The sequence below is a fragment of the Marinobacter qingdaonensis genome, from assembly GCF_034555935.1.
Taxonomy (GTDB): Bacteria; Pseudomonadota; Gammaproteobacteria; order Pseudomonadales; family Oleiphilaceae; genus Marinobacter; species Marinobacter qingdaonensis.
Window position 1 is genome coordinate 250,208 of the sequence record NZ_JAYDCJ010000003.1, and the last position, 15,212, is coordinate 265,419.

General features: G+C 64.5%; 16 protein-coding genes. 5 read left to right on the forward strand and 11 right to left on the reverse strand.

Features of this window, described 5'->3' with window-relative positions; all coding sequences use genetic code 11:
- Positions 1-202 precede the first annotated feature (202 nt).
- Both U5822_RS04420 and U5822_RS04425 read left to right on the forward strand, forming a co-directional pair.
- Positions 203-1,555: a CHAD domain-containing protein gene (locus U5822_RS04420; RefSeq protein WP_322854415.1), complete on the forward strand. Its 1,353-nt coding sequence runs from the start codon at positions 203-205 to the stop codon at positions 1,553-1,555.
- Positions 1,539-1,928 (forward strand): thiol-disulfide oxidoreductase DCC family protein, encoded by a 390-nt coding sequence (locus U5822_RS04425; RefSeq protein ID WP_322854416.1) that lies wholly within the window; start codon positions 1,539-1,541, stop codon positions 1,926-1,928. Before U5822_RS04420 ends, U5822_RS04425 begins: the two co-directional genes overlap by 17 nt.
- 1 nt (position 1,929) lies before the next feature.
- Here the strand turns inward: U5822_RS04425 and U5822_RS04430 are convergent, their stop codons facing one another.
- Positions 1,930-2,388 carry a YchJ family protein gene (locus U5822_RS04430; protein ID WP_322854417.1) on the reverse strand — a complete coding sequence of 153 codons (459 nt, stop codon included), beginning with the start codon at positions 2,386-2,388 and terminating at the stop codon, positions 1,930-1,932.
- A 112-nt stretch (positions 2,389-2,500) separates the two neighbouring features.
- Here U5822_RS04430 and U5822_RS04435 point away from each other — a divergent pair, with 112 nt between their 5' ends.
- Positions 2,501-3,232 (forward strand): sulfite exporter TauE/SafE family protein, encoded by a 732-nt coding sequence (locus U5822_RS04435; RefSeq protein ID WP_322854418.1) that lies wholly within the window; start codon positions 2,501-2,503, stop codon positions 3,230-3,232.
- 39 nt (positions 3,233-3,271) lie between these two features.
- Here the strand turns inward: U5822_RS04435 and U5822_RS04440 are convergent, their stop codons facing one another.
- The gene (locus U5822_RS04440; RefSeq protein ID WP_322854419.1) at positions 3,272-3,949 is read right to left on the reverse strand and encodes a hypothetical protein; all 678 of its coding nucleotides are present in this window, start codon (positions 3,947-3,949) and stop codon (positions 3,272-3,274) included.
- Positions 3,950-4,126: 177 nt separating this feature from the next.
- Here U5822_RS04440 and U5822_RS04445 point away from each other — a divergent pair, with 177 nt between their 5' ends.
- Entirely contained in the window at positions 4,127-5,491 is a 1,365-nt protein-coding gene (locus U5822_RS04445) for a cyclic di-GMP phosphodiesterase (protein ID WP_322854420.1), read from the forward strand.
- Positions 5,492-5,496: 5 nt separating this feature from the next.
- Here U5822_RS04445 and U5822_RS04450 read toward each other — a convergent pair whose 3' ends face one another.
- Both U5822_RS04450 and U5822_RS04455 read right to left on the reverse strand, forming a co-directional pair.
- Positions 5,497-5,928 (reverse strand): hotdog fold thioesterase, encoded by a 432-nt coding sequence (locus tag U5822_RS04450; RefSeq protein ID WP_322854421.1) that lies wholly within the window; start codon positions 5,926-5,928, stop codon positions 5,497-5,499.
- Positions 5,929-6,017: 89 nt separating this feature from the next.
- Entirely contained in the window at positions 6,018-7,400 is a 1,383-nt protein-coding gene (locus U5822_RS04455; RefSeq protein ID WP_322854422.1) for a ribonuclease J, read from the reverse strand.
- 213 nt (positions 7,401-7,613) lie between these two features.
- On the opposite strand from U5822_RS04455, the gene U5822_RS04460 reads away from it, so the two are divergent.
- Positions 7,614-8,297 carry a type 1 glutamine amidotransferase domain-containing protein gene (locus U5822_RS04460; RefSeq protein ID WP_322854423.1) on the forward strand — a complete coding sequence of 228 codons (684 nt, stop codon included), beginning with the start codon at positions 7,614-7,616 and terminating at the stop codon, positions 8,295-8,297.
- Positions 8,298-8,310: 13 nt separating this feature from the next.
- Here the strand turns inward: U5822_RS04460 and U5822_RS04465 are convergent, their stop codons facing one another.
- From U5822_RS04465 to U5822_RS04495, 7 genes are all read right to left on the reverse strand, one after another.
- Positions 8,311-8,778: an acyl-CoA thioesterase gene (locus U5822_RS04465; protein WP_322854424.1), complete on the reverse strand. Its 468-nt coding sequence runs from the start codon at positions 8,776-8,778 to the stop codon at positions 8,311-8,313.
- Positions 8,775-10,004, reverse strand: coding sequence for a benzoate/H(+) symporter BenE family transporter (locus U5822_RS04470; RefSeq protein WP_322854425.1), 1,230 nt, complete (start codon positions 10,002-10,004; stop codon positions 8,775-8,777). The genes U5822_RS04465 and U5822_RS04470 overlap by 4 nt, the downstream gene beginning before the upstream one ends.
- 115 nt (positions 10,005-10,119) lie before the next feature.
- Positions 10,120-11,469, reverse strand: coding sequence for an MFS transporter (locus tag U5822_RS04475; RefSeq protein WP_322854426.1), 1,350 nt, complete (start codon positions 11,467-11,469; stop codon positions 10,120-10,122).
- Positions 11,470-11,516: 47 nt separating this feature from the next.
- Entirely contained in the window at positions 11,517-12,296 is a 780-nt protein-coding gene (benD, locus tag U5822_RS04480; protein WP_322854427.1) for a benzoate diol dehydrogenase BenD, read from the reverse strand.
- Positions 12,293-13,321, reverse strand: coding sequence for a benzoate 1,2-dioxygenase electron transfer component BenC (gene benC / locus U5822_RS04485; protein ID WP_322854428.1), 1,029 nt, complete (start codon positions 13,319-13,321; stop codon positions 12,293-12,295). The genes benD and benC overlap by 4 nt, the downstream gene beginning before the upstream one ends.
- Positions 13,322-13,340: 19 nt before the next feature.
- Positions 13,341-13,832, reverse strand: a complete 492-nt coding sequence (gene benB / locus U5822_RS04490; RefSeq protein WP_322854429.1) for a benzoate 1,2-dioxygenase small subunit — start codon at positions 13,830-13,832, stop codon at positions 13,341-13,343.
- Complete coding sequence (locus tag U5822_RS04495; protein WP_322854430.1) at positions 13,829-15,205, reverse strand: Rieske 2Fe-2S domain-containing protein; 1,377 nt, start codon at positions 15,203-15,205, stop codon at positions 13,829-13,831. The genes benB and U5822_RS04495 overlap by 4 nt, the downstream gene beginning before the upstream one ends.
- Between the last annotated feature and the right edge of the window lie 7 nt (positions 15,206-15,212).

Here is a 15,212-nt window from a genome sequence, read left to right on the forward strand (position 1 = left end):
TTGTGATTATGCACAGAGAGGCGTTCGGGACTGTTCCATATTGTTAAAACAGGTTTCCGTCAGTCCCGATAGACTCGCCACCGGACACCGGTACACTGGGAATGGGGTAACCGGTGTCGGCGGCCGACGTCATTGACTGGGGTATCGGCCGAACCGGGCAGATCTTGAGGATGGAGACGACACCTCCCGGTACGGAGACGTGATGAAGCACCTGTTCCTGATTCGACACGCCAAATCCAGCTGGGCCGATGACACCCTGCACGACCGGGAACGGCCGTTGAACGCCCGGGGCCAACGGCAACTGGTCCCCTTGGGCCGCGCCCTGGCGCGTGCCGGCGCCTTCGCGGGCAAAGTGTGCGCCAGCCCCGCCGCCCGGGCCCAGCAGACCCTTGCGGGCATACGCCCCGCCGGCTTGCCCGAGACGGCGGCGCAGACCGACCCGGCGCTGTACACCTTCGACCGTCGCCGGCTGGCGGACTGGCTGAAACGCTGTGACGGCGCCGAGACCCTGGCCATCGTCGGCCACAACCCGGCCCTGCTGGAACTGGCGCAGTGGCTGCTCAAGCACCCGCCCCAGCAACTGCCCACCGCCAGCTTCCTGCACCTGCGCCTGCCCATTGCGCACTGGCACCAACTGGCCAAGGGCAAGGCCCGCCTGGAGTCGCTGCAAACCCCCAACGACTTCAGCTACACCGAGTTTGCCCGCAAACGCCGCAAGCGGGCCGATACCGACGGCAGCCGACCGGACCGGGACATCCCCGCCGCCCTCAGCCACCAGTTGCAGTGGCTGGCGCAGCTGGAGCCCGGAGTCCGCCTGGGCCTGGACGAGGAATTCCTGCACCAGTACCGGATTGCCCTGCGCCGCAGCCGCGCCATTGCCGAGGCGGTCCAGGCGGTCACCGGCGACAAGCACCTGCTGCCTGCGATTAAGGGCTTGAAACGGGCAGCCAGGGCCACCAGCACACTGAGGGACCTGCACGTCTGGCTTGGCCAGCTGCCGGGCCTCGGCGCCGACAACGACGACGTGGTGACCGCCCTGCACACCTATTTTGAGCGCCAGGCCGACGAGCAACAGGCCGCCCTGGTGCAACGCCTGGACAGCAATCGCCATCGCCGAGACCTGACCGACTGGCAGGCTCTGGTCGAGTCCCGTCAATTCCGCCGGTTAACCGCCGGCCTGCAACCGGGGGACATCCGAACCGCCGTTGCGCAACGTATCAGGGAATACAATCGGCGTACCGCGGAACTGCTGTTCGACTCACCGGACGGGGACGTACATCGGCTGCGCAAGCTGCTCAAACGCATCCGCTACCTGATGGAACTGGACCGGGCCGGCTGGAAACCAACCCTGAAGGAGGTCAAGCAGCGCCAGCAGCTGTTTGGCCGCTTCCAGGACCTGCACGCTCAGGTTGAGTTGATGCGGCAGTTCGAACGGGACGCACCGGACACGCTGCCCGCCGCCGTTGCCAACCTGAGACGGGAGCTGGAATGGCAAAAAGCGGACGCCCGTCGACAGACCCTGGCTTTGCGAGGACTTGATGGACCCACGCTATGACACCCTGTTTTACGACGGCCAATGCCCGCTGTGCACCCGCGAGATCAGGACGCTACGGCGCCTGCAGCGTGGTCGGTTGCTGTTTGCGGACGTGCACGAGCAGGCCCAAGACAGCGAGACCCTGCCCAACCGGGAACAGCTGTTGCGGCGGTTGCACCTGATGACCTGGGACGGCGAATGGGTCTCCGGCCTGCAGGCCAATGTCCGGGCTTGGTCCCACACCCGCCTGGGCTTCCTGTTCCGGCCGCTGCTCTGGCCGATCATCCACCCCATCGCCCGGGCCGTCTACGAACGCTGGGCCGACCGCCGCTACGAGCGCAAATACGCCTGCGCCCTGTGCGCAGGTGATGGCGACCGGCTGAGCCAGTCCTGAGTCATTGACAGCAGACTTTGTATTTGCGTCCGCTGCCGCACGGGCAGGGATCGTTACGGCCGGGCTTCAGGGTGCCCTCGCGGGTATCGCCACTGAGGTAGTACCAGCGGCCCTGCTCCCGGACAAATGCCGAACGTTCCTCCAGAAAGCCCCAGCCCGTCCCCACCCGGTAGACGGCCCGGAACTGGACCTGCCCGCTGTCGCCCTGCTGCCCGCTTCCAAGGATCGTCAGTGACGTCCAGGCCGGCGAGTCGTCCAGGCTCAGGTCTGCGGGCCGGGTACTGGGGTGCCAGGTCTGCTGCAGGTAGTCGACCAGGCCGTGCACGAAGGCACTGTAGCGGGAGCGCATCAGGGCTTCCGGGGTCGGTGCCGGCTCCCCCAGGTGAAAGCGCTGGCAACAGGTCGGGTAGGTCTGGCCGGAACCGCAGGGGCAGCTCGCCAGGGGGGCTTGTTCGGTCATTGCGGGTCTTCCGTTCTGCCACGAAGGTCTGATTCGGTTCGCCAGTCTAGCAGTTTCAACCCATCGCTGGCTGTGCTATCAAAGCGGACCAGTCTTCACCCGGTGACCCATCTTGGACGACATCAGCCCGTTGCAGATCCTGCTTGCCAACCTCGCCATCCTTGCCGGCTCCTGCCTGCAGGGCGTCGCCGGCTACGGCATAGGTACCCTGGCCGCGCCGCTGCTGTTCCTGGTCAGCCCGCTGCTGCTACCCGGACCGCTGATCCTGAACGCCACCGTGCTGACCATCCTGATGCTGATCCGCAATCGCGGCGCGCTGCAGGTGCGCCAGGTCCGGTTCGCCATCTGGGGCGGTGCCCTGGGTACCGCCCTGGCCGGCCTCACCCTGCTGGTGCTGTCACCGACCGGTTTCGAGCTGATCTTCGGGGTGCTGATTCTGACCGGCGTAGCCCTGAGCGTGGCCGGCCTGCGCCCAACCCTGAATGCCCGCAACAGCGTGATCGCCGGTGCCGCCTCCACTTACATGGGCACCATTACCGCTGTGGGCGGCCCGCCGATCGCGATGATCTACCAGAATGAAAAAGGCCCGCTGGTGCGCGCCAACATGTCGGCGTTCTTCCTCACCGCCAGCTTTTTCAGCCTCAGCGCCCTACTGTTGTCCGGCTACCTGGGGCTGCGGGAATTGCAGCTGTTCGGGCTCACCTTCCCCGGCGTGCTGATCGGCTTCTGGCTGTCCGGGCGGCTGGTCAACCGCATGCCCTTCAACGGTCTGCGCCCAGTGATTCTCGCCGTTGCCGCGGCCGCCGGCTCGGCTGCGCTGGTCCGGGGGCTGTGGTCGCTGTAGGCACGCTGCCTGCGCCTTCGCGAACCCCTCACCCGTTGTCTAACCGGCCCAGAACCGGGCCCGGAACCGGCTGATGCGCCAGAGCCAGGCCAGCCAGAGCGCGTTCAGGTTGATCAGCAAGGCAAACACCCACTCGAAGGCGTCGTCGGTGCGCCGGTACAGCTCCGGCGCCAGGCCATTGATCAGCACCGACAGGATGCCCACGGCCAGGGTCAGCTGACACACCCCCAGCAAACCGCGACCGTGCCAGCGCCAGACCGGGTGCTGGCGCAGGGCCGCGCTGATCAGCAATTCGCACAGGAAGGTGAAGGACAGGTACAGCACCACACCGATGCGCCGGATCAGATAAAACCCATCTCCGGCGTGGCCGAGGGCCACGGTGTAGAACCCGAGGGCCAGGCAGGCGACCAGGCCCAGCCAGGGCACCCAGGCAATGCCGGCGCCGGTCAGACCCAGTTGCCGCAGCCAGCGGGCGTTGAACCACCAGAACAGGATGCCCAGCAGGGCCGAGGGCAACATGGTGCCCTTGAACAGGAAATAGGCTGTACCATGGCGTCCGGTCCGGCTTATGCTGGTGCAGCTGTCCCAATAGGGCATACACCAGGCGACATGGCCTTCCATGGCCGACACTAGGAAGGTCAGGTGAATGGTCAGCATGGGCACCAGCGCGGCCGCCAGGGCCAGCCACCAGAGCGGTATGCTGTTTTGATCGTTCATGGCGCGCTCCTCGTGCCCATTTCGCCGGTGTTAGCGCGTGTGCGGCTACCGACCGATGGTCAGCAAGGATGATCGGGACTATCCTTTGACCAGATTTTGCAATTTGTCTCACCCCGTATAAAGGAAAATTCGGCCGGCTTGGGCCAGAATACTCCCACCGGAGACGTGGATTTAGCTATGAACCGACTGCACCAGGATATTGTTGAAACCCAGATTGACGTCGACGAACTGTCAATCGGTATGCACGTGGTGCGTCTCGATCGGCCCTGGGAAGACACCAACTTCCTGATCCAGGGCTTCGTGATTCGGGATAACGAGGAAATCCAGGCATTGCGGGCGCAATGCCGCCATGTGTTTATCGAGGGTCGGGTGGAAACCAGCGCAACACCGCGCGCTTCTTCGCCCGGGAAGGCCAAGCCCAAGTCCGGGCTGTTTGGCCTGTTCAAACGCAACGGCCAGAAAAAAGCCCAGCCCGCGGCACCGTCCCAGCCCCCCGCCCCGGCCAAATCGGTCAAGCCGCGCCGGCGCGTCAACTACATGAACCAGGTGGACGTCGGCACGGAAATGCCGATTGCCAAGGTCCGCTTCGAGGACGCCCAGAAAACCGCCAAATCGATCATGTCCGGCCTGCGCATGGGCCGCACCCTGGATCTGAACAACGCCCGCTCGGTGGTCAACAGCTGTGTGGAGAGCGTGCTGCGCAACGAAAACGCGCTGATGCTGCTGTCCAAGATCAAGAACCAGGACGAATACACCGCCGAGCACTGCATCAACGTCGCCATCCTGTCCGCCGCCTTCGGCAAGCATCTGGGCCTACTGGAGGGGGAAATCCGCAACCTGGCCCTGTGCGGCCTGCTGCACGACGTGGGCAAGACCCAAATTCCGGATCAGATCCTGAACAAACCCGGCGCCCTGACCCCGGCCGAGTTCGAACAAATGCGCGGCCACACCACCCACGGCCGCTCCATCCTAATGGGCACCAGCCAGTCCCTGAACACCGCCGTGGATGTCGCCTACAGCCATCACGAGCGCATGGACGGACAGGGCTACCCGCGCGGACTGCAGGGCCATCAAATCCCCCTGTTCGCCAAGATCGTCGGTCTGGTGGACACCTACGACGCCATCACCAGCAACCGCTGCTACGACAAGGGGCGGGCCTCAATGCAGGCGCTGGACATCATCCACAAGCACCGGGGCACCCAGTTCGACACGGAACTGGCAGAGGCCTTCATTCAAATGGTGGGCATCTACCCGCCTGGCTCCATCGTCGAGATGCTCAATGGCGAGGTGGGGATCGTGGTCGAGAGCCACGCCAAGCACAAGCTCAAGCCGAAAGTGCTGATGGTGCGCAAGGCCGACAAGTCCATGGCGGCACCGTTCGTACGCATCGACCTGATGGACTCACCCAGGGACGACACCGGGGACACCTACCAGATCGCCAAGGAAGTCCCGGATGGCACCTACGGCATCGTGCTGCAGGAATTTGTGGACGAGGGGCTGATTGTCACAGCCCCGGTGGTGGAGATGCCCGAGGGCATCTGACCGCGTCAGAGCTTGGGGCGGGCCGTGACCGCCATGGTCAGGCGGGAAATGCAGGTGGCCTTGCCCTCTTCGTTCTCCAGCTGGATTTCCCAGACCTGGGTGGCCCGACCGATGTGAATGGCGCGGGCGGTGCCATAAACCCAGCCCTTGCTCACCGGGCGCAGGTGGTTGGCGTTGATGTCCAGACCCACGGCCACCGTGTCCGGATCTTTCAGGCAGCAGTTGGCGGCCATGCTGCCCAGGGTCTCGGCCAACAGCACTGAGGCGCCGCCATGCAGGATGCCGAACGGCTGCACCGTGCGCTCGTCCACCGGCATGCGTCCCTTGACGTAGTCGTCACCGACTTCCAGATACTCAATGCCCATGTGACCGACGGCGGTGTTCTTGCTGGATTCCAGGAAAGCTTCCAAATTCGGGGTACGGGTCCAGATGGCCATGGTGGGACTGTCTCCTGCTCACTGTTGTTGGATGTGAGGGTCAGTCTAACCAGATAGGATGCGAACGACTATCGGAATTTTCCGACAACTCAGTCGACCCGAACCAACGCCTGCCGGTCCCAGCCCAGGCGGCCGGTTTCCACCACCTGGCGTCGCATGCCCGGGACCGGGCGGATCATGAACAGATCGCCGTTGCGCCCGACCAGGGTTTTGCCAACGCCGGTCCGGCGGGCAATCTCGGCGTGGGCGTCCATGTGCTCGGCCTCGCCATGCACCGGAATGGCCACACGCGGGCGCACCCACTGGTACATGGCCTCCAGCTCGTCCCGGGCCGGGTGACCCGAGGCGTGGATGGGCACCGGCGAGTCCTCGGCCGTGATCACGGTTACCCCCAGCGCCCGCAGGCGGGCAATCAGGGCGTCGATGGCCTCTTCGTTGCCGGGGATGGCGCGGGCGCTGAAAATCACGGTGTCGCCGGCCTCGAGTTCAAAATCCGGATGATTGCCCAGGGCCAGCCGGCGCAGGGCGGTGCGGGGCTCGCCCTGACTGCCCGTGGCCACGGCCAGGACCTCGTGGCGCGGCAGGTAACCGAGGTGGCCCGGGTTGATCAGCCGGTCGGCGCTGTCCCAGATCCCCGCAGCCCGGGCAGCGGCGCTCATATTGATCAGCGAGCGCCCCAGCAGCCCCATGTAGCGCCCGGTGGCCCGGGCAATCAGCCCGAGGGTGTGCAGGCGGGCAATGTTGCTGCCAAAACAGGTGACCACGACCCGCCCGGTGGCCGATTGCACCGCCGCCAGCAGCCCGGCGTGCAGGGCCGCCTCGGAGATCGAGTGGCCGGCCACGGTGGCGTTGGTGGAATCGCAGACCATGGCGTCGACCCCTTCTTCGGCCAGGTCGGTGAAGGTCTTGGGAGAATAGCCATGGCCCACCAGGGGCTGGTCGTCCAGCTTCCAGTCGCCGCTGTGGAAGATGTTGCCGATCCAGGTGCGGATCATCAGCGCGTTGGGGTCGGGGATCGAGTGGGTCAGGGCCAGCCACTCGACGTTGAAGGCACCGATCTGCCGGCGCTCGCCGGTGTCCACCACGATGATCGGGACCCGATGCAGCAGATCGAACTCCGCCAGCTTGCGGCGCAGGATCTCGGCGGTGAACCGGCTGGTGTAGACCGGGCATTGCAGCAGCGGCCACAGGTAAGGCACGGCGCCGATGTGGTCTTCGTGGGCGTGGGTAATGATCAGGCCGGCGAGCCGGTCGCGACGGTCGGCGATGAACGCCGGGTCCGCCATCTGCACCGGCGGCTCGCCCCGGTGATGGACGCTGCCGTCGGCGGAAATCCGGCCGGGTTTGGGGAAGGTCACCCCGCAATCGACCATCAGCCAGTCGCCGTCGTGGCCATAAAGATTGAGGTTCATGCCAATTTCCCCGGTGCCACCCAGGGGCAGGAACCAGAGGTCGTTGTGATCCGGCGTCATAAGTGGAGCTTTTCCCAGAAATTGAGCCTTGATGCGGCGGTTAACCGGCACCTACATTCTGGAGTCTACCCGAGCTCACCCCAAATCGTCGCCTACAGATCTGTCGGCGCGGGCCGGCCGTACCCATGGTTGAATTTGCCGGTCACGGCACAAGGTTGTTCACAGGCGCTGTTGAGAATTGCCACTCACGAGTCAACGAGAAGGAAGCACGCTATGAAGATTCTGATGGTTCTGACGTCTCACGATCAAATGGGCGACACCGGCCACAAGACCGGTTTCTGGCTGGAAGAGTTCACCGCGCCCTACTACGTGTTCCGGGACGCCGGCGCCGACATCACCCTGGCCTCGCCCAAGGGCGGCCAGCCACCGGTGGACCCGAACAGCGAAGCCGAGGACGCGCTCACCGACACCACCCGCCGGTTCCAGCAGGACGCCCACGCCAAGGAGTCCCTGGCCAGCACCAAGAAACTGGTGGACGTCGACATGAACGATTTCGACGCCATCTTCTACCCCGGCGGCCACGGCCCACTCTGGGATCTGGTCAACGATGCCAAATCGGTGGCACTGATCAAGACCGCCTACGAGCAGGACAAGGTCATCGGTGCCGTCTGCCACGCGCCAGCGGTGTTCCGGGATGTGGAAGTAAAGCCGGGCCAGAACCTGGTGGGCGGACGCAACGTCACCGGTTTCAGCAACAGCGAAGAGGAAGCGGTCGGCCTGACCAAGGTGGTGCCCTTCCTGCTGGAAGACATGCTGAAAGAGAAAACCGCCACCTACACCCGGGGCGACGATTTCACCCCGCACATCGTGGTGGACGGCAAGCTGATCACCGGCCAGAACCCGCCGTCCTCCGAAGGCACGGCCAAGGCGGTGATTCAGGCCCTGCAGCAGGGGTAACCAGTTTGCGGTGTTAACCTGCTGTCGCGTGTTCCCCGGCGTGGCTGATCAGCACGCCGGGGGCTCCTTCCTCCAGCAACGCCCGAATCCTGGCCGGCACCTCGGTCTTGCCCATGCGCGAGGGCTGGATCAGCACGTAGGTGATGTCGGCATCGGCGATCAGCTGCTCTTCCCCGAAACGGACAAACTCCAGATGCAGCGTGAACGAGGTGGTGCCGATGCGCCCGGCGCGAATGCGCGCCTCCAGCACCTCGTCAAACTTCGCCGGCGCCTTCCAGTTGACGGTCAGGCTGACCACCTGGATGTCCAGGTCCTGATCCAGCAGCCGCTGATAATCCCCGAACAGGGTGCGGATGTACTCGTTCACCGAGATATCGACAAAATCCCCGTAGCGGGCGTTGAACACCACGCCCTGGGCGTCGCACTCGCCGTAGCGAACGCGGAAGCGGAAACGGAAGGGCGGCTGATTCTGGTCGGTCATGATTGTTCCGATTCTGATGACTGTGCCCCCAGCCTAGCCGAACCGGTGGCGAATGTCCGCCGGCCCCGGCCATTGAGCACCAGATAGCAGCCATAGCCGATCACCACCCCCCAGAACGCCGAGGACAGGCCAAACAGCGACATGCCGGAGGCGGTCACGATGAAGGCGATGAGCGAGGCCTCCCGGTGACTGGCCTCTTCCAGGGCCGCGAACAGGTTGCCGCCGATGGCGCCGAGCAGGGCCAGCCCGGCCAGCACCGCAACGAAGGCCGCCGGCAGCGAGGTGAACAGGCCGACGATGGTGCCGGCAAACAGTCCACCGACCAGGTAGAAGACGCCGTTGGCGACCCCGGCGACGTAGCGCTTGCCAGGGTCCTTGTGGGCGTCCTCTCCGGTGCAGATGGCGGCGGTGATGGCCGCCACCACGGTGGTGATGCCACCGAACAGGGCCATGGGCAGCGAGACCAGGCTGGCGACCCCGATCACCGGCTTGGCTTTGACGTGGTACCCGGCGCCATTGAGGATCGCCATGCCCGGCAGGAACTGCCCGGTCAGACTGACCAGCACCAGGGGAATGGCCAGACTCAGGGTCGACTCCAGGCTCCATTCCGGGCGGATGAACTGGGGCACCGCGATGCTCCAGCGCACCCCGGCCAGGGACGCGCCCTCCAGCACCACCGCCAGCACCACCCCGGTGATCAGCAGCAGGATCAGGGTGTACTTGGGCAGCAGGCGCCGGAACACCACGTAGGCCAGCAGCATGCCCAGCGCCAGCGCCGGCGTGGTCTCGATGGCGGTGAAGGCGCCGATGCCAAACTGGAACAGGATGCCGGCCATCATGCCGGCGGCGATGCCCTTGGGGATGGCGCGCACGAAGGCGTCGAAGGTGCCGGTCACCCCGATGATGAAGATGGCCACGGCCGCGGTAAGGTAGGCGCCGATGGCCTCATTCAGGGACAACTCCGGGAACAGGGTCACCAGCAGCGCCGTGCCAGGCGCGGACCAGGCGGTCACCACCGGCGCCTTGAGCCAGAGACTGAGGACGATGCCGGACACCGCGGCGCCCATGGAGATGGCCCAGACCCAGGAGGTCATCATCTCGGGGCCGATGCCGGCGCTGTTGCCGGCCTGGAACACGATGGCCAGGGGTCCGGAGTAGGACACCAGCACCGCCAGGAAGCCGGCCACCACCGCCGACAGGGACAGGTCTTTTATTAGAGTGGGCATGAGAGATCCTTGTCAGACACTGTGATCAAATAAAAAAAGGCCCGCCAAGCATACGCTTCCGGGCCAAGGAGGGGTAAGACTGACCGCCTACCCAGACACAACGACAACGCTCACATCAATTGCCGGCAGCGGTGGCCACCGACCCCACCCGCGCACCGGACTTGCGCGGGAATCCGTTCCGGTCGACCAGGGCAACGGCGACCGTGGCAATGGCACCCGGGATCGCCAGGGCCAGGAAATTCATCTGGTGCGGCAGCGCCAGGGCCAGCAGGGTGCCACCGAGCAGGGGCCCGACGATGGCGCCGTTGCGGCCGATGCCCGAGGCCCAACCCAGGCCGGTGGAACGGATGCTGACCGGGTAGTACTGGGCCACGTAGGCGTACAGCAGGATCTGGGAGCCGATGGTGGTGGCCCCGGCAATGCCCATCAGGGTGTACAGGAACCACATCGGGTTCTCATAGCCGAGCAGGATCAGGGATCCGGAGCCGAGCAGGAAGAAGCTCACCAGCACCGAACGCAGGGAGAAGCGGTCGGCAAGCCAGCCGCCACCGACGGCACCGACGATCGCACCAATGTTCAAGACCATCAGGAACATCAGGCTGGAACTCAGGGCGTAGCCGGCGGCGGACATCAGCTTGGGCAGCCAGGAGCCCAGGGCGTACACCATCAGCAGGCAGCTGAAGAAGGCGGTCCAGAACATCAGCGTGCTCATGGCCCGACCACCCCGGAACAGTTCCAGCACCGGTGCCTTGCTGTCGGTGGTCGGCGGCACCACCAGGTCGTCCTGGTCGCTGATATCCTTGCGCGGAGCGACCTTGTTGAGGATGGCCCGGGCCTCGTCCTTGCGCTTCTGGGCCATCAGGAAGGCCACAGACTCGGGCAGGAAGCGCATCATCAACGGCAGCATCAGCAGCGGCACGACCGCCAGGTAGAACATGATCTCCCAGCCGAAGTTGGGCACGATCCAGATGCCCAGGCCGGCCGACATCATGCCGCCCACGGCATAGCCGGAGAACATCAGCGCCACCAGGGTACTGCGACTCTTCTTGGGTGAGTACTCGCTCATCAGCGAGACCACGTTGGGCATAACTCCGCCAATGCCCAGACCGGCGATGAAGCGCAGGATGCCGAATTCCCAGGGCGTGGTGGCAAAGCCATTAATCACGGTGGTGAGGCTGAACAGCACCACGCACATGAGGATGGTTTTCTTGCGCCCGAGCTTGTCGGACAGCATGCCGAAGCCCATGGCCCCGAACATCATGCCGAACAGGGCGCTGCTGCCGAGCAGGCCGGCGACGTAGGGATTGAGCCCCCACTGGTCCATCAGGATGGGCAGGACGACGCCGTAGATCACCAGATCGTAGCCGTCGAAGATGATGATCAGGGTGCACCAGAAGAGCACCTTCCAGTGGAACTTGTTGAAGACGGCGTTATCGATAACGTCGTTTACGTCGATGGTTTTCATACTCTCTCACTCCCGCTGTTGTTCTTGTGCGGAGTTGCTGTATTGGATTAACCCAGGTCGCCGCCTGCCACGGGCAGGACGGTGCCGGTCATGTAGGAGGCGGCGTCCGATGCCAGGAACAGGATGGGTTCCGCCTGCTCGTCCAGGGTTCCATAGCGGTGCATGAAGCTGGTGGCGTTGGTCTGGTCGATCAGAGTCTGATACCAGGCCTTCTCCTGCTCACCTTGGGCTTCGGTGTTGCGTGGGGTCAGCCGCGGCGGCGCCTCGGTGCCACCGGGCGCGGTGGCGTTGACCCGGATGCCGTGCCCGGCGTACTCGAACGCCAGGTTCACGGTCATGGCATTGACGCCGCCCTTGGCCGCGCCGTAGGGCACCCGCATCAGACCGCGGGTGGCCACCGACGACACATTCACGATGGCACCGCCCTGCTGCTCGACCATGTAGGGCAGCACCGCCCGACAGCACCACAGGGTCGGGAACAGGGACCGCTGGATCTCCTTCTGGATCTGCTCCGGCTGGTAGTGCTCGAACGGCTGGGCCCAGATGGTGCCGCCGACGTTGTTGATCAGGATGTCGATGCGGCCGAAGCGCTCGTGGGCTTTCGCCATCACCGCTTCCGCGCCGTCCCAGGTTTCCAGGTTGGCCTGCACGGCCAGGGCGTCGACGCCCTGGTCCCGCAAGTCCGAGGCCACCCCCTGGACAAAGTCCGCGATGTCCACCAGGACCAGGCGGGCGCCCTCGGCCCCGGCCAGTTCCGCCACCCGGCGGCCGATGCCCTGAGCGGCACCGGTGATCACCATGACCTTGTCGGTGAATCGGGCGTTCATGCCACTTTCTCCTTGGCCGCCGGTGCGCTCGGGGTGAACTTCTCATAGTGGAAGGAGTTCGGTTCCATGCCCTGCTCCCGGAAGAAGCCGAGCACCGAATCCACCATCGGCGGCGGTCCACACAGGTAGACGTCGACATCGCCGTCGTTCAGGGGCGCGCCATCCATGTGCTGGGTGACGTAGCCCTTGCGTGGGTGGTCGCTGTCGTCACCGGACACGCAGGTGACGTAGCTGAAGTTGTCCAGCTCCTCGGCAAAGCGATCCAGAAGGTCCAGGCACACCAGGTCGTCGTCGTTGCTGACGCCGTAGATCAGGTGGGTGGGCAGGTCGCAGCCGTTCGCCTTCATGTGCTCAAGCTTGGCCAGGAACGGCGCCAGGCCGGTACCGCCGGCCAGCATCAGCACCGGACGCTCGATCGGACGCAGGTAGAAGCTGCCCATGGGGCCGGTCAGGGTTACCTGGTCACCGGTGCGGGCCTTGCCCACCAGCCAGGAGCTCATCAGGCCGCCCGGCACGTTGCGGATCAGGAAGCTCAGGTCCCGGCTGCCGGGCTTTGAGCTGAAGGAGTAGGCCCGGGTCTCCTCGGTACCCGGCACCTGGATGTTCACGTACTGGCCCGGCAGGAACGCGATGTCGTCGTCCGCGGTGATCTTCAGTTCGATCGAGGTGGGCGAGATCAGGTTGACCTCGGCCACGGTGCCGCCGACTTCGGCGTTGCCGGTCTTGCACATGGTGGAGGCGACGGGCACCTCCACCACGCAGTCGCTGGAGGGCACCATCTGGCAGGTCAGGACCATGCCCTGTTCGGCTTCCTCGTCCGACAGCGCCTCGTCGATGTATTCGTCACCCATGTCGAATTCGCCCTGGCGGCAGGCACCCTTGCAGGTGCCGCAAACGCCGTCGGAACAGTCCATGGGCAGGTTGATCTGCGAACGGTAGGCGGCGTCCAGCACCGTTTCCCCTTCGTTGCAGGTCACAAAACGGGTAACGCCGTCTTCAAAGTTAAGCGCGATGTTGTAGCTCATGATGATGCCCTCCCATCAATTACAGGTGGTAAACGTCCAGCACCTGATTGATGCAATCGTTGTTCAGGACCAGCTTCTTCTCCCGGATCAGCGGCTGCGGGCCGGAGACGTCCAGGGTGTAGAAGGAGGTGCCAAAGTATTCCGCGGTTTTCTTGTAGCGGTAGGACTTGGTCAGCCAGTTGAAGCGCAGCTTCACTTCCTTGTCGTCCTGGGACAGGATCTCCAGGTTGCTGGTGAAGTGGCTGGTGCGCGGCTCCGGCAGGGAGCTGGCCGCCGACCGCTCGGTCTTGATGCGGTAGACCCGGTCTTCCAGGCCGTCCTTGTTCGGGTAGTAGATGAGCGAGATCTCACTCTGGGGATCTTCGGTCAGCTCATCGTCGTCGTCCCAGGCCGGCATCCAGTAGGTCACGTCCTCGTGATAGCAGGCCAGCCAGCTGTCCCAGTCGCGGTCATCCAGGAAGCGGGCCTCGCGGATGATGAATTGCTCGATGTCGTGGTAACTCAGGCTCATGCCGACGCCTCCTCTGCAGTCACTGGGATGAAACGGGCACGCTCGGCTTCGATGGCGCGGGCCATTTCCACCTGCCAGTGCTTGTGGTGGTTCACGTACAGACCTTCGTCGTCCGGGCGTGCACCGCTCATGGTGGGTTTCATGTCGATCTGGTTGGCGTGCTCGTCCGGGCCGTCAATCCAGTGGGCGGCGCCGCGGCTCATGTCGTTCCAGCGCATGTCGCGGGCTTCGTAGCCGTTCTGGCAGGCGCGGAATTCCTCCAGGTCGTCGGGCGTGCCCATGCCGGTGACGTTGAAGAAGTCCTCGTACTGGCGGATGCGCTTGGCCCGCAGCTCGGCCGGCTCGTTCTTGGGACCGAAGGCGTAGATGGTGACCTCGGTCTTGTTGACGTCGATCGGCCGGGTGACCCGGATCTGGGTCGAGAACTGGTCCATCAGGTACACGTTCGGGTACAGGCACAGGTTCTTGGTGGTGCGCACGATGGAATCGGCGCGGGCCTCGCCGTAGGTTTGCTGCAGCCGCTCGAGCTGGCTGAAGATTGGCCGCACTTCCGGGTTCAGCAGGCGGGTCCACAGCATCATGTGGCCGTTCTCGAAGGAGTAGAAGCCGCCGTCGGCGGACCAGCTCTTGGCGTCCACCGCCTCGGTGCCGCCTTTCTCGTAGTTGCGCTGCCCCATGGTGGACAGGTAGTTCCAGTGCACCGTGCCAACGTGGTAGCCGTCGGCGCCGTTTTCGGCGGTCAGCTTCCAGTTGCCTTCGTAGGTGTAGGTGGAGCTGCCGCGCAGAACTTCCAGACCGTCCTCGGACTGATCAACGATGTTATCGATGATCTTGGTGGTCTCACCCAGGTGCTCTTCCAGGGACACCACGTCGGCGTTTAGGCTGCCGAACAGGAAGCCGCGGTAGTTGCCGAACTTGGGCATCTGCTTGAGGTCGTGGGAGCCGTCGGTGTTGAACTGCTCCGGGTAACCGCCCTTCTTCTGGTCCTTGGCTTTCAACAGCTGACCGTCGTTGCGGAAAGTCCAGCCATGGAACGGGCAGGTGAAGGAGGTCTTGTTGCCCCGCTTCTTGCGACACAGGGTGGCGCCGCGGTGCGAGCAGGTGTTCAGGATGGCCTTGAGATCGCCGTCCTTGGTGCGGGTGATGATCACCGGCTGGCGACCGACGGTCACGGTGAAGTAGTCGCCCGGCTCGGGAATCTGGCTTTCGTGGGCCAGGTACACCCAGTTGCCCTCGAAGATGTACTTCATTTCCAGGTCAAACAGCTCCTGGTCGGTAAAGATGCCCCGGTCGCACTGGTAGCGGCCGGTTTCCGGATCGGCAACGACCGCGTTGCGGACCTTGTCGGCGAGTTGTTCGAGTTTCTTGCTCATGTCATCT